Source organism: Methanosarcina sp. MSH10X1, assembly GCF_004099695.1.
Taxonomy (GTDB): Archaea; Halobacteriota; Methanosarcinia; order Methanosarcinales; family Methanosarcinaceae; genus Methanosarcina.
This window is the reverse complement of sequence record NZ_SCHL01000012.1, coordinates 18,877-33,003: the sequence shown is the minus strand read 5'-3', so window position 1 is coordinate 33,003 and position 14,127 is coordinate 18,877. Positions and strand designations below refer to the sequence as shown.

Below are 14,127 nucleotides of genomic sequence, written 5' to 3'. Positions count from 1 at the left end.
TTTGTCTCTTTAATTCAGATTACTGTCCTTGTTGTAACCCTTTTTCTTCCAGGTACCTTGCCCAGTCGCCATGCTCGATCTCTTCTGACTCAGGCTTTTCATCGTAAACGTAAATAAAGCCTCTGAGCTTCTGCTCACCAATTTCGAGATCCACGTATTCCCTGTGGTAGCCTCCGAAGAGTTCCATATAATCAATTGACCTGGCGACTTCAAGCTGCTGCTTTCCTGAAAACCTGCGTACTTCGGCTATAATGAAAGAATCTTCAGAAGGATAAACGCATGGGTAGGGTCCTAGAGAGTAAAGGGCGTATCCTCTTACTTGTGTTGTGCCAAGCAGTTCTGACCTGTTTTGCAGGTCAAGTCGCCGACTGTTGTAAAGGCCGTTTCTGAGGCTGCCGTACAATGCCATAATAAGCTCCTCACCTTCCGGTCTCTCATAGGAACGCTGCCAGCAGACATTTCTATGGAAGACATGCCCATAAAGAGTTTTGTCCCTTACCTTATCTTCCCCGTTTTTGTTTATGATTCCATTTTTTCCTGAATCGTTTTCCATACTATTACCCTTATACCCTCAAAAACCCTTATATCCTCAAAAAATATTTTAAGGAAAGTTATTTAGGAAATCCATAACCTGCAAACCGCTGGGGCAGGTCAAGATTTGCCAGCAGGAAACGGTCCTCTTTGCTGTAAGCTACTTTTTTATTGCCTGAAAGTTCCATCACACAGGTACTGCCGGGCTTTACTTCTTTAACTTCCTGCCCATCAACCAGAATCTTCTCCACACGCACAGGTTCGGATTGCAGACCAGCGAAGAGATGAAGTACACTTGAGGTTTCAACTGCTCGTGTGAATTTCGAGATGGTACACTCAAGGGTATAGTCAGTACTTACGATTTCTTTGTCGGAAATAATAAATCCCCTTTCGATATCTTTAGCCTGCACGTTTTTAAGACGCATGCCTACCCTGGTGCCTGTGGGCGCGCTGTCAATATCCACATCATGGCTCTGAATGGACCGGATTTCAATATCCCTGTCCAGTGGGAAAATTTTGGTCTTGTCCTTGTCTTTTGAAATCCCCTGTTTGACAACTCCAAGGACAACACAGCCTTTTCCGGTCACATTAAAAGCATGGTCTATAAACACCCTTGCAGGCAGGCCATTTAACTCAGCCTGTTCAGCTTCGATTTTTTCTGAAATTTCGTTAATTCTGGCTTTGAGATCTTCCACACCTTCAAAAGGATTTTTTGCACCCTTATTGGTGTTCAGAGAGATACACTCCCAGTCCTGGAGAGAAGTGCCCGCAGTCATTAGTTTTATTTTCTTTTTTAGCTCGTCGATTGCATGCATATGGGTACTGTCGGATTTTGTCAGGGCAATTATTCCGTGCTTGAAGCCGAGCAGGTCCAGGGCAACAATGCATTCTCCTGTGTGAACACTTACAGGATTATCTCTGTTCAGGCCATCAGGAGGGATGCAGAGGATTGCCATATCCGTAATGTTCAGTACTGTAACCAGAGGCTTTATGGCTTTAGGATAGCCGTGAGGGTCTATAAAGACCATTTTCCGGCTTTCTTTGTCGTTATTATACATGGCTATGTCGGAGGATGTCCCCTTTTTCCCGAGATTTGCGGCAAGGGAAGTCCTTCCACTCTTTTCCGTCCCGATAATTGCAAGATTTGTCATACTGGATCCCTTTCAATTCCTTCTCTGTCATTTCTTCTAAACTAAGTTAAGGCTTTTTAAATGCGAGTTCTGATGCAGATTATTCTGGATAAAATAATTTTAATCTTATAATGCTTCCGAATCTGGATATTTTCTGAACCTGGATATTTTCCGACTCTGGATATTCTCCGGGTTCCGATACTTTTCGGACTTTATAACTTATAACTGCTTTTCCTATAATTGGTTTTTAACTCTTAAACCCGCATCTGGTATAATTATACTGTAATATATTTCTTTTCGAAACATTTTGAAAAGGGTTCTTAAAGCTTCAAAACCGAGAAAAAGTCTCGGAAGAAAAGATTACCAGGTCTCGCCCTGCAAGATTGCCTGAGTTTTGTCGTTGGTGCTTTTATTGATTTTTCTTATAATTATCAGATATTCTTCTTCGATTGGTTGAGGCTCTTCAAAAACGGCATCAACCCCTAGTCTTTTAAGGTAATCTTCAAATTCGGCTGCAGTTTTTAAATCCCTTACCTTTATCCTGGCTTCCTCATACAATCTCTGACCATTTTTTACACTTTCAATGGATCTCCTCAGAGGGTTCAATATGCTTTCTCCCAGTTGCATGCAGCGTTTTCCAAACTCGATTTCGTCTTCATCCCATTCAACGGTCTGGAAACCCTCTCTGACAATCCGGGAAAGCATGTAATCTCTGCCGGTTTCATTGTAAAACTTAAAGGCGTGCCTGAGGTCCGAGCAATTACTCTGGGAAGAAGTATATTTTAACGGGGAAAGAACCATGTCTGGATCTTTTATTACAACGCCTTCATGCTCTTCTTCCCCCAGTTTCCGGATAATTTTTATAACTTCTTCAGCAGCAGTTTCCAGCGGAAATTCATTGAAAAACCTTACCTGAAAGAAACCGTATTTTTCCAGGATTTCCTGCTTCCTGTTTATCGGAAGAGGCTTCCCGCTGTTTTTCTCCCGAATGTCGAAAATATAAAATTCTACTGACTCGATATCATAGATCTCTTTAGAGACATAAGGATTGTCAGGACCTATCATTTCTCCATAAAGTACAAGCCCGGGGAAATCGTCAAAAAATTTCAAGTTCAATTTTTCTTTTGCCTTTTGAGTCGTATAAGGGCAAATATATCCGCTCCGTGTAATTGCAAGGATTTCGTTGTTTGCAATCGCTATGCGGACATTATATCCATTCATTTTTTCTTCTACGGCTACCTTTTCAAGGCCGCTGAAGTGTCTTTTTATTGTGGGATCCAGCACCATAGCTCGCCGGATTTTCGGAAAGCCCATAATGGTTTCAAAAGAAGCAGCTTTCTCATAAAGCACTGTTCCCCTTTCGATATGGGAGATTTCCTTATCGAAACGGAGCAAATATTCATATTTTCCCCAGTTTCGGGCGAGATAATTCTTCTCAAAAAGGTGCTGAACCCTTTCCTTATCAAATCCCAGGTAACTTGCAAGCCGAGCCACAAATTCAGGATCTATTTCCTCGTTCCCCTCTCTACGCATGCTTATTTATCTGTTTTCAGCCCTGAAATAAATTTTCATTCTCAGGCAGATTTTCGGAACAGGTCTTCAGATGCAGGCATATTCTGCAATAGCCAGTTTTTCTGGAAATTAACCCGGAAATACTGAGAAGTAGTTCAGTACATTAAAAATCTTTTTAAGCATTTGATTCTAATCTGTTCTTAATCTTATTACATTTAAACTTACAAAAGACACTGGAGATCATAAATGGCAGATGAAATCGACTACAAAGTCATGGGCGACGATATGCAAATCGTTGAAATCGAGCTTGATCCTGAAGAAGCTGTCCAGGCAGAAGCCGGGGCTATGGCATATATGGGACCCGGAATCCAGATGCAGACTAGCACGGGTAATGAAGGAGGCGGATTATTCGGAGGCTTGAAAAAAGGACTTAAAAGGATGCTTACAGGAGAAAGTTTCTTTATTACAAGCTTTATTCACAAAGGTTCCGGAAAAGGGCATGTAGCTTTTGCGGCTCCTTATCCGGGAAAGATCATTCCCCTTGATCTGAAAAAATTCGGAGGCAGTCTTCTCTGCCAGAAAGACTCATTTCTCTGTGCCGCTCGCGGAGTAGAAGTGGAAGTTGCTTTCACCCGCAAACTTGGAGCAGGGTTCTTTGGTGGCGAAGGTTTTATCCTGCAGAGATTGAAAGGCGACGGCCTGGCTTTTCTGCATATAGGAGGCACCGTAATAAGAAAGGACCTGGCGCCTGGCGAGACATATCGCATCGATACGGGCTGCGTGGCAGCTTTTACCGAAACCGTGACCTATGATATAACCTGGTCAAGGAATTTCAAAAATGCTCTCTTTGGCGGTGAAGGAGTTGTCCTTGCAACCCTTACAGGTCCGGGCACAGTGTATATACAGAGCCTGCCTTTCTCACGTCTCGCTGACAGAATCTTTGCAGCCTCTGCTTACGGCCGTAACCGGGAAGAACAGAACGGCATTCTTGGGAGTGATGTCCTTGGAGGTCTGATTGGTGGAGACAAGGCATTTTAAAAAGGCAAATCGTTATAAAACAAAACCCTTTCAAAATTGAGAAATCAATCGGAAGAAAAATTAGAAAAAAGGCCTGTGTTAAAAGAGCAGGCCTTCACTTAATTATTTGCTTTTAGTATTTTAAATAAGTTTTTTCTGGTTAGCCTTTTCTGGTTAGCCTTCTCTGGATTTGAACTTATTCCTCAATTGTGTTTATTATGTTTCTGCGTGCCAGGAAACCAACAAGTTCCTCCTCCAGGTTAAGTACCGGAACACCTCCGACATCATGTTCTATCATGGTCTGAACAGCTTCTGCAAGAGGGGTGTTGGTATAGACACTCACTACACTGCGGGTCATAATATCCCCTACCAGCAGGTTCCTTATCCTTGAATCCTGCTGGTTGTCAGCTACCAGATCCCTGAAAGAGCGCATTGCAAAGGCAATATCATCTTCAGCAATAATACCTACGAGTTTTCCATTCTCAATTACTGGCAGCCTTCCCACGTTTTTATCGAGGATAAGCCGTCTGGCGTGGCTCACCCTGTCGGATGGGCTGACAATGATAGGGCTTTTTTCCATTACTTCCCCGGCAAAACCTGTGAAGTGGTTTATTTTCATGAATTCCTGGGGTGTTACCCAGCCCAGGGCGTTTCCATTATCAGTGACAATAACTACGCCGCCTTTCTTTTTCATCAGGGTAAGGGCATCCCTGGTATCGGTATCAGGCAGAACCTTTACAAAGTTGTCGGATACGGCTGTTGCAACATGCAGAGAGGATGCAGGTTTGCTCAGTTTCTTGCGAGTTCCGAGCTGTTCTGTCAGACTTCTCATTGTAAGTACACCGAGTACCTGATCGCCGTGGACTACTAGCAGGCGCTTTGAATCCTTCTTTTCCATAAGGTCCAGGGCGTGAGATATGGTGTCTGACTTGTCAATTCTGTATGGCTGTACCATTATGTCTTTAACTTGCATGCAATTCACCTCATGCGTATCCAGAATTTTGAATTATATTTTTCGCAATTATTTGCGTGTTTTCTTCATCCGTTTTCCTGTGCTTTAAATTCGCATCCTTCTCTCATTTTTTGCTGTTTTATCGATTTTTATACCGGCATTTTTGGTATGTACCTTCGCACCGCACTGTTTCAGAGGATGGCTTTCATAATGTCGGTTCTGCTTAATATGCCCACTATATCTTCTCCATCACTGACAGGCAGTGCAGTCAATCCTTCTTCAATCAATTTTTTTGCGGCTGCACTTACATTTTCATTTACGTCAATGGAAGTTATTGGAGAAACCATAATGTCTTCTGCGGTCAAAGGCACCTCTTTTACGTATCTGTAGGTCTTCTGGCCTGCAGGGGAAGACTTACGAGTCATTTTGATATTTTTTGTGGAAAGTTCGCCCTGGAAGTCAGTTAAGAGGTTCAATGCAAGGCTTTTACTGGAAATAATCCCTACAGGTTTTCCTGCATCGTCTTTAACGATTACCCTTTCGATCTCATTTCTGTTCATCTCATCAATTACATGATTGATAGTATGATGCCTGTGAACAGAAATGATATCCTCGGTCATTAATTTGGGGATTTTCGTTTTCATTTCCTCGTCATTTTCCGCAACATAACGCACAAGATCTGTCCTGGTGACAATACCTACAATATCGTTCTTTACCACCGGAATGTTATGCACTCCGTTCTCAAGCATTAAGGCGACTGCCTGGGAAATAGAGGCTTCAGGATAGATGGTAATAACCGATTCAGTCATCAATAACTTGATAGGAACCTGGTCTATCGGCCTTCTCCTCCAGAGGGGTTCGGCTTGAGCCAGCCGGTTAGTGATGTCTGATTTTGTGACGATTCCCACCATCTTGCCCTCGTTGAGGACAAGCAACGTACTGATTCTATGCCTTAACATCAGTTTTCTCGCATGTGACACGGGCTCATCTGTGTTTATAACATACACAGGTGAACTCATGATGTCCGCCACATTCATGAAGTACCTCCTTCACTTTTACAATATATAAGTATCAATAATTATAGTTTTTGAATCGGTTGCGAACTTTACAATTTTTAGCTACAGGCACTAAAGTTTTAGAGGAGTAATGGTATTTTTTGTTGAAGTGAGAGTTAACTTGAAAAGTCTACTCAAAATGAGCTACACTTCAGAATTCTGAATATACAGAGTACAGGTTACCTCTCGATCTATCCAGCCAGAGAATCTTCCTTTTCTCCTACACCCCTGAAAAACTTAAACTCCCGGAAACTTAAGCCCGAAAAGCTTTTCGGGCTTACTTTGGCTACAGTTTTAGCACTCCAATTCTCACTAAATTTCTCCGATTTCCGGGACGTCCTGAGTCAGTTTAAGCCAGTTCAAACCGGTCTAACCAGCAAATTAGCACGTACCATTTCTTATTAATTGATGGTTTCCAGGATTCACTCAAGGGATCTCAGAAAATCCCTTTCGGTAATGATGCCACGGAGCATTCCCTCTTCCAGAATCGGGAGTGAACCTATCTTTTTCTCAAGCATTATTTCCATTGCCTTTCCCAGGTCAGTACCCGGGCCGGTCCATATCAGTTCTTTTGAGACAATAGAACCTACAGGCTGATCAAGCGCCTCATGAATATTTCCTGTTGTCAGCTTGCTGAAAGCGTCTCCTCTGCCAAGAAAATGAACAATATCAGAGGCAGTGACAATTCCCGCAAAGATCCCATCCTTGACCACAGGAAGCCTTCGGAGCCTGTTATTTACCATTACTTTTGCTGCCTGTCCAATGGGTGTGTCGGTTGACACCATCTTGACATTCTCGGTCATATATTCATCAACAGTTCGGTTTGTCACAAGCCCGCCCATCAGCTCAACTGCATTCCTCTCGGTAAAGATTGCAACAACCTGCATTTCATTGTTTACAATTGGCAAACCGCCTGTCCTTCTCTCAAGCATCATTGAAACCGCATCTTTAAAGTCTGCCTGGTCATGGAGGTAAGGAATATCCGTTTCCATGATTTGCCTTACTTCTGCGTTGATTGCCGCCAGAAGGTTACCTTTAAAGCGATTTTCAACGAGCAGGTTCTTTCTGCCACCCCCCAGGAAATCAATAATATCCACGGTAGTAACTACCCCTTCCAGCCTTCTCGTTCCGGCGTCTGTAATAGGAATGCGCCTGAACCTCCTCTCAGTCATAATCCGGATTGCTTCCATGATCGTTGAGGTAGGAGGAAGGGTTATTACGTTCCTTGTTGCCAGGGCCAGGATCTTTCCTTCATGTTCCGAAATGCGGGATTTAAACTCAGGACCTATTCGCATAGTGCCCATGCTACTAGTCGTATGCGGGTCTTTGTGCTGCGCTTTCTTGGATTTGCTCACACCTGGCTGAACTTTCATCTTATCGACGGGCGAAAATGTACCATTTCTGTTCAATAGGATCACCGAATTCGAGTTGCAGTTAATTGCTTTTTTCATATTGCGTTTCTTTTTCCTGCTATTTTGCAGAAATTTCCCTGGAGCCCATGGTTTATTTCTCAGCGGGCCCGGGCTTGCTCCTGGAAAAAATAAAACCTGAAAGCAATTTCTCCCGAATCTTTCCGAAAGGTTTCCTTTACTTGTGAATCTATAATTATTATTAATGATGATCTTTGACGTTATAATCTTTTTGCATGAAAATATGCAACTGCTTTTTCATATTAATTTTCTGTCAGTTATCGCCTGTAAGTGCGTATTCTTATACTGGAAATTTCACCATATAGATTTCTTCCAGGCTGGCTTTTCTTTCAAAAGCGATTTTCGAAGAGCTTTTCAGGCCATACTTTAACAATAGATTCCAGGAGATCCTGTCTATCTACAATTCCGCATACCCTGTCCTTCTCATTTACTATGGTAACCCTTCCAATATCATAATGGAGAATCATCTTTATTGCACTTTGAATGGAATCATTTTCAGAAAGTGTATAGGTAGGAGTTGACATTACTTTCTCAACTTTCGGGCTGTCATTGGGCCTTGTGCGTCTTTCATCTTCAACTTCGAATCGGACGGAACCTGATTTAATTATATCTCTTCTGGTTATCATTCCAATGGGTTCGCCTCTCTTTGAAACTACAGGAATGCCCGTATAATCTGTCTCAAGCATGTGTCCCCAGACCGTGTTGATTTTATCTTCTGTCGAGCAGGTTTTGACCTTTTTTGTCATAACAGCTTCCAGTGCTCCGGGAACATTTTTTGGCACTTCCACGTTTCTGAGAATATCCACACTACTGAGGACTCCAACCACGGTACGGTCTGTAGTTGATTTAACGACCGGAACTCGATTCTGCCTCGATTGCACCATTAACTTCGCAGCCTTCATCATGTCCATATCCGGAGTGACCGTAGGCGATTGTCTTGCATATCCCCCCACTGTGACATTCGAGCGCGTCGATGTAACCCTCATGATATCCTGGTCGCTCAGCATTCCCACAAGCCTGTCCTCTTCGTCAATAACAACGAGGCTTCGAAAAAGGTAGTCTCGCATCATCTGACGGGCACGAGTAACAAAATCCCCTTCTTTGATGCTGACAGGCTCTTCTGACATAATCTCGCTAACGTTCATTGCGTACCTTCCTATACTCCCTTTAGAAAAGAATAGCTGGAAATAAATATCTCAAGCTTATAAGTTACTCGTAATTTTCCCCTACTTCTTCCCGACATCTTCCACATAGGTACTGTCCATTCACTGATCTAAGGTCATATGAGAAAGTATAACAGGATTCACATATACCCGAGTGAAAATCTTCTGACTCTGAAATCTCTTCAATTGATGGGATAGAGAGTAGAGCTTCTCTGTTCATATCAATAAGATCTTTAAGGATGGTGTTAAGTCCAGGTGTTACCATCAGGATATCAGTATTCGAAATCACTCCTATTACTGTTCTGTCTTCCAGGACGGGCAGCCTTTTAATATTTGCTTTTAACATGATTTCGGAAGCTTCTACAATACTTTTTTCGGGCTCTATGGTTATAAGGGGACTTGAGAGGATTTCACCTGCGTCTACTTCGTCTGGTTTTCTATCCTCCGAAATAATATCCTTCACAAGATCTCTCTCAGTTATTATCCCCATAGCCAGGCCATTCTCTGTGATGATAACACTTCCTGCATCACGACTGACCATTTCTCTTGCAATAGCAGGAACATCTGAATCGATATCCATCAGTATGAGTGCCTTATTCATTACTTCTGCAACCGAGATGTCTCTAGCGATGTCTCTACTGCGAATACCAGCATGTTTTCCCATGTCAGCATCCATGTCCTTTTCATGCCGACAGTTTCCACATAAGTATCTTCCATCTATGTACTTTGTGTCAATGGAAGTAGAATCACATGATTCACATACATTTATTCTAGAATTCTCTAAATTTGGAATCTCATCTCTCGAGGGAATGGAGAAAAGAGCCTCTCGATTCATATCAATAAGATCTTTGAGGATAGTACTAAGTCCGGGTGTTACCATCAGGATATCAGTATTCGAGATCACTCCTATTACTGTTTTGTCTTCCAGGATGGGCAGCCTTTTAATATTTGCTTTTAACATGATTTCGGAAGCTTCTATTATATTAGTTTCAGGCTCTACGGTTATAAGAGGGCTTGAGAGAACTTCCTTCGCTTTCACTTCACCTGGTTTTATATTTTCTGTAACAATACCTTTCACGAGATCTCTCTCAGTTATGATCCCCATAGCCAGGCCACTCTCAGTGATGATAACACTTCCTGCATCACGACTGACCATTTCTCTTGCAATAGTAGGAACATCTGAGTCGATATCCATTACTATTACTACTTTATTCATAACCTCAGCAACTGAGAGCTCTCTTTCAATCTCTCTATTGTGAATACCAGCATATTTTCCCCTATCAGCATCTGTATCCCTTTCAGGTCCATCTGCCATTTACTGCCGTTCCCCCTTTAGCTCCGTACTTCGGCAATTCAATATAAAATTCACGATATAAAAGCTCTTCAGTTTCCAGTTCCTGTGGAAAAACATTCCAGACTGCTTTAGTTTCCCTCCGGTTCATGCCCTGGAATCATTGGCTTTCTAGAGACAATGTTCCGATGAAACCGGAATCTCCTGGTTTATTTTTTTGTCCGTCCCCTCTAAAAAGTATTCCCCATACTTTTAGGACGTTTTTGTAACACTTATTATATACGAGTCAATGGTACATAACGATAACGGCATTTGCTTTTTCTGCAGAGAATAGAAGTTTGCGCGAAGTTGGGAGAGCATTCTTTTTAAGATTCGTGCCACTTATTCGTAACAAAAAGTTTGCGACAGTGTTGCAGGAAATTTTTCACAACCCCTTCGTTTCCACTGGAGGTTTTTGCTGAGAATGAAAAATGTCCGATTATCCGAAAACAGTATAAGGAAAGAGTGCAGCAGAGAAGGATATTTTAGAAAGAAGGCTTACATAGCTTAGAAAAAGCTCGAATTATATTTTCAATGCTTTCTACTTTTCTCACAGGAAATTTTTAACACCCCTTTATTTCGACTGGAATACACTCCATAAGTTTTTACCTCGGAACACATTCCATAAGCTTTTACCTCATAAGTTTCTACCTTGAAAAGCAAGGGTATAATGAGTAAATGAGAAAATAGAAGCTAAAGGGGGAGAATGATCAAAGTATAATCACTCTACTTCGATTCCCAATACTCAGCTCGATTTCCTCGTTAAGACCATACTTCGCATAAGCGTTAATAATCTGGATTTCGGAATCAATATCAAGATCTTCAATTACATATGCCTGTTCTCCCCAGAGAGTCAGCCTGATGCTGCCAGTTTCGTCTTTAAGTCGAAGGTTTGCAACCACATTCTCGGTTCCGTCTTCCCTTTCAAACTCCCTGAGTTCCCCTATTTCGGAAATTTTTCCCTGGACTGAATAGCTCTCCCCGGGGACAATACCAGCGATGTCCGTAAACTTTTCCGTGTACTCAATCTCCTTTTCACTCTTCCGGATTATCCCTCTGCCTCCCAGGTTCAATTCCACCTGCTGGCTGAAGGCATTTTCCCGGGAATAAGCATGGAGTACCTCTATGGTTTCGTCAAAGTCAACTTCATCCAGAATATCAGTTTTCTCATCCCAGAGAGTCAGTCTGATTTTGCCTGTGGAATCGCCAAGAAGGAGATTTCCCACTCTTCCGGCGGACCCGTCTTTTTTCTCAAAGGTGCGGATTTCCCCAGTATCGAGTATCCTTCCGGAAACGTTAATGTCACTCATATCAGCCCTGATATCCGCAATGGGGGTAAATTTCTCTTCATACTCGATCTTTTTCTCACTCTTGCGGATTATACTTCGGCTTCCTACTTGCAGCTCAACTTTCTGACTGAAGGCGTTCTCCCGAGCATAAGCATTGATCAGTTCCACAGTGTCTCCGTGCTCTATCTGGTTCAGAAATTCGGTCTTTTCGTCCCACAGAGTTACTCTAATTGTACCTGTATCATCCCCGAGAAGCAAGCTTCCAACCCTTCCACTGTTGCCGTCTTTTCGCTGGAAGGTCTTTATTTCTGAGATTTCCAGGACTTTTCCTGTCAAATTCAGATCTCCCATGCCGTCCTTTACATCTTTAATCTTCTGGCTGCTTGCGGCCACATCGATCTCCTCTTCACTTTCGGCAAGGACACCATTGTTTCCTACATTGACTTCCACGCCTGAGTATCCCTGTTTTACATAGCCGCTGATCTGGAGGGTTTGCCCTGCTTTGATTTTTTCAGCCTTGATTAGATCTGCCATATTGTCCCAGAGAGTAACCTTAATTTTTCCGGTTTCATCCCCGACAATTAGATTTCCAACCCTGCCTATCGTCCCATCGTTTCGAGTAAATTCTTTGGTGTCGAAAACGGACACAACTCTTGCAATGAAGTTAACTTGCCCGCTCTCGGCATTAATGTTCTCAATTTTAACACTGTCCCGACCTACATCTGAAAATCCGAGTTCGTTGGCAACCAGCATGGCAGCCATAGGCTCATCGCAAAGGTCTCCCAGGCTTTCGACCTTTTCCTGAACACGCTGCAGGAAATTTTCTTTACTGATGACATGGCTGAGCTTTTTATATATCGATTCAATATCTGTCATATTATCCCCTTAATGTGCAATTCTTATTTTCAGCATTTATTATTTGCCTGAGTTCCTGTGGCAATAGTGTTAGTGAAGTTATTGCTTTGGATCCTGTTCAGGCATCGGCATAAAATTTAAAACTGTTTAAAAGATTAGGCGACCAGCAAATCTCAATCTTTTCACAAAAGTTTAATCTTCGGTTAAGTCTCAGGCAGGTTTCAGGTGGATTTTTAGTATTATCTTTCACTTATACCTTTAGTAAACCTATCATAAGAAAGATCATAGTTAAATATTTTTCAAAGTCTATTTCATTCTTTTTGATTTTAAGCTTCCGCTGTTTTAAATCTTACTTTTCTAAATCTTATGTTTTAAGTCTTATTGCCTAAGTAATATTTTATCTTTTTTTTGGCATTGCCGCAGCGACTATTTTACAGGCAGTTCAGCAGGCTTTGTACTATAAGGGTTTTGGATCAAGGTCCGGCATTGTATTGACATTATATTTGAAGTCAAGTATAGAAATGCGCTCAAAGAGTTATTGATCCGGGCTCCACCTTACATCGAAAGTGCGAATTTGCCATCGGCGCGGGCTTAAATAGCGCTTGAATGCGGTAGTCGGTAAGAAGCTTTAAACATCGCGCTACGTATGCAAGCCGTTGTACTAAAGAGTGCCGTGTGTACAATGAAAGTATTTCTCAAGAAAGCGGGAACGATATTAATAAATTATACCCGTGCTCCTCTAGTGCTGATCGCTTGATACAGGTATATAAGATCCAGTTTCTCTAAAATATAGCAAACTGTTCTCCATAATTTTCATTCATTGTATATGCTCTATCCTATCTTTACATCATACTCAGCATATTTCTTGTTGCTTGCGCCTGGGCTCTTCTATAATAGGTTCTACCCGCCAGGTTGTCGAACTGAATCCGGATAAAGCGACTGCAACAGGTCTTATCAATTCAATGACCGAGGCTGCGTAAGTTGCAGGGCTCGCCTGGGGGGATTTCTTTCCAGCTTTTCGGTTTCAGGGAAACAGCAATAGGGACTGCTTTTCTGGCTGCTCTGGATTTCCTGTTCTATAAAATCTGGAGATAATGCTGAGGCTCAGAATAGCTAAGAATTGGAGAATCTTAACTTCCAGCTTTGTCAGGACAAAACCTTAAAACAAAACCTTATTTATGGTAAAGTTTCATTATGTACGTGATATCATGATTCGAAAATGCACTGAGCACGGCTATTTTAGAGGAGGCAGCTGTCTGCAGTGTAAACGCCCCGGCAGATACCTGCTGGATGACAGCAAGGAGGAAAAACTTGGCAGGTTTGTTTCAGGCGCTCTCAGGCATTTCCCGGCATCTGCGGGAGTTGAAATGGACAGGTTTGGCTGGGTGAATCTGAATGCTTTCTGTGATGTTATGAGAAAGCGTTACAACTGGATGAGGAAGGAATACCTTTATGCCCTGGTGGAATCCGATGAAAAAGGAAGGTATGAGATCCGTAATTCAAGAATCAGGGCACGTTACGGGCACTCTGTCAATATTGACCTGGACTACAGGGAAAGTGATTCTCAGTACCTGTATTACGGGGCAAGTCCCGAAGAAGTCGATGTTTTACTGGAGAACGGGATTTTCCCGATAAAACAGAGACATGTCCACCTCAGCACCTCATACGAGAAAGCAGTAAAGGTGGCCCTCATTCATACCGAAAACCCTGTCATCCTTCAAATCGATGCATTTAAAGCTCAGGCAGACGGGATTTCTCTCAAACATGCAACTGACGACATCGTACTTACTGAAAAAATACCTCCTGAATACCTTTTTGTCGTTGAGAACTAATTTAAAAATTTTGCTATCAAGTTCTTCTCAG

Annotated in this window: 11 protein-coding genes; 2 read left to right on the top strand and 9 right to left on the bottom strand. The window is 42.3% G+C overall.

The window, feature by feature from the left end; all coding sequences use genetic code 11:
- Nucleotides 1–19: 19 nt before the first annotated feature.
- The 3 genes from EQO05_RS10420 to EQO05_RS10410 all read right to left on the bottom strand — a co-directional run bounded on the left by EQO05_RS10420 (nt 20) and on the right by EQO05_RS10410 (nt 3,194).
- Nucleotides 20–553, bottom strand: a complete 534-nt coding sequence (locus EQO05_RS10420; protein WP_128506274.1) for a gamma-glutamylcyclotransferase — start codon at nt 551–553, stop codon at nt 20–22.
- A 58-nt stretch (nt 554–611) separates the two neighbouring features.
- On the bottom strand, nt 612–1,682 hold the full coding sequence (locus EQO05_RS10415; protein WP_128506272.1) for an elongation factor Tu: 1,071 nt from the start codon (nt 1,680–1,682) through the stop codon (nt 612–614).
- Between the two features lie 339 nt (nt 1,683–2,021).
- Complete coding sequence (locus EQO05_RS10410; protein WP_128506270.1) at nt 2,022–3,194, bottom strand: RNA ligase; 1,173 nt, start codon at nt 3,192–3,194, stop codon at nt 2,022–2,024.
- 225 nt (nt 3,195–3,419) lie between these two features.
- On the opposite strand from EQO05_RS10410, the gene EQO05_RS10405 reads away from it, so the two are divergent.
- Nucleotides 3,420–4,211 carry a TIGR00266 family protein gene (locus EQO05_RS10405; protein ID WP_128506268.1) on the top strand — a complete coding sequence of 264 codons (792 nt, stop codon included), beginning with the start codon at nt 3,420–3,422 and terminating at the stop codon, nt 4,209–4,211.
- A gap of 175 nt (nt 4,212–4,386) precedes the next feature.
- Here the strand turns inward: EQO05_RS10405 and EQO05_RS10400 are convergent, their stop codons facing one another.
- The 6 genes from EQO05_RS10400 to EQO05_RS10375 all read right to left on the bottom strand — a co-directional run bounded on the left by EQO05_RS10400 (nt 4,387) and on the right by EQO05_RS10375 (nt 12,285).
- Entirely contained in the window at nt 4,387–5,163 is a 777-nt protein-coding gene (locus EQO05_RS10400) for a CBS domain-containing protein (protein WP_205793779.1), read from the bottom strand.
- A gap of 170 nt (nt 5,164–5,333) precedes the next feature.
- Nucleotides 5,334–6,179: a CBS domain-containing protein gene (locus tag EQO05_RS10395; RefSeq protein ID WP_128506264.1), complete on the bottom strand. Its 846-nt coding sequence runs from the start codon at nt 6,177–6,179 to the stop codon at nt 5,334–5,336.
- A gap of 440 nt (nt 6,180–6,619) precedes the next feature.
- The gene (locus EQO05_RS10390; RefSeq protein WP_128506355.1) at nt 6,620–7,615 is read right to left on the bottom strand and encodes a CBS domain-containing protein; all 996 of its coding nucleotides are present in this window, start codon (nt 7,613–7,615) and stop codon (nt 6,620–6,622) included.
- 341 nt (nt 7,616–7,956) lie between these two features.
- On the bottom strand, nt 7,957–8,772 hold the full coding sequence (locus tag EQO05_RS10385) for an HPP family protein (RefSeq protein WP_128506262.1): 816 nt from the start codon (nt 8,770–8,772) through the stop codon (nt 7,957–7,959).
- 64 nt (nt 8,773–8,836) lie between these two features.
- Nucleotides 8,837–10,105 carry a cyclic nucleotide-binding/CBS domain-containing protein gene (locus EQO05_RS15980; protein ID WP_240664569.1) on the bottom strand — a complete coding sequence of 423 codons (1,269 nt, stop codon included), beginning with the start codon at nt 10,103–10,105 and terminating at the stop codon, nt 8,837–8,839.
- 725 nt (nt 10,106–10,830) lie between these two features.
- On the bottom strand, nt 10,831–12,285 hold the full coding sequence (locus tag EQO05_RS10375; RefSeq protein WP_128506260.1) for an OB-fold nucleic acid binding domain-containing protein: 1,455 nt from the start codon (nt 12,283–12,285) through the stop codon (nt 10,831–10,833).
- A gap of 1,187 nt (nt 12,286–13,472) precedes the next feature.
- Between EQO05_RS10375 and EQO05_RS10370 the strand changes: the two genes are divergently transcribed.
- Nucleotides 13,473–14,096 (top strand): RNA 2'-phosphotransferase, encoded by a 624-nt coding sequence (locus tag EQO05_RS10370; protein ID WP_128506353.1) that lies wholly within the window; start codon nt 13,473–13,475, stop codon nt 14,094–14,096.
- Nucleotides 14,097–14,127 lie beyond the last annotated feature (31 nt).

Bases quoted from the DNA above. Each gene is read 5' to 3' on its own strand.
- EQO05_RS10420 (WP_128506274.1), bottom strand. From the start codon at position 553: ATGGAAAACGATTCAGGAAAAAATGGAATCATAAACAAAAACGGGGAA.
- EQO05_RS10415 (WP_128506272.1), bottom strand. From the start codon at position 1,682: ATGACAAATCTTGCAATTATCGGGACGGAAAAGAGTGGAAGGACTTCC.
- EQO05_RS10410 (WP_128506270.1), bottom strand. From the start codon at position 3,194: ATGCGTAGAGAGGGGAACGAGGAAATAGATCCTGAATTTGTGGCTCGG.
- EQO05_RS10405 (WP_128506268.1), top strand. From the start codon at position 3,420: ATGGCAGATGAAATCGACTACAAAGTCATGGGCGACGATATGCAAATC.
- EQO05_RS10400 (WP_205793779.1), bottom strand. From the start codon at position 5,163: ATGCAAGTTAAAGACATAATGGTACAGCCATACAGAATTGACAAGTCA.
- EQO05_RS10395 (WP_128506264.1), bottom strand. From the start codon at position 6,179: ATGAATGTGGCGGACATCATGAGTTCACCTGTGTATGTTATAAACACA.
- EQO05_RS10385 (WP_128506262.1), bottom strand. From the start codon at position 8,772: ATGAACGTTAGCGAGATTATGTCAGAAGAGCCTGTCAGCATCAAAGAA.
- EQO05_RS15980 (WP_240664569.1), bottom strand. From the start codon at position 10,105: ATGGCAGATGGACCTGAAAGGGATACAGATGCTGATAGGGGAAAATAT.
- EQO05_RS10375 (WP_128506260.1), bottom strand. From the start codon at position 12,285: ATGACAGATATTGAATCGATATATAAAAAGCTCAGCCATGTCATCAGT.
- EQO05_RS10370 (WP_128506353.1), top strand. From the start codon at position 13,473: ATGATTCGAAAATGCACTGAGCACGGCTATTTTAGAGGAGGCAGCTGT.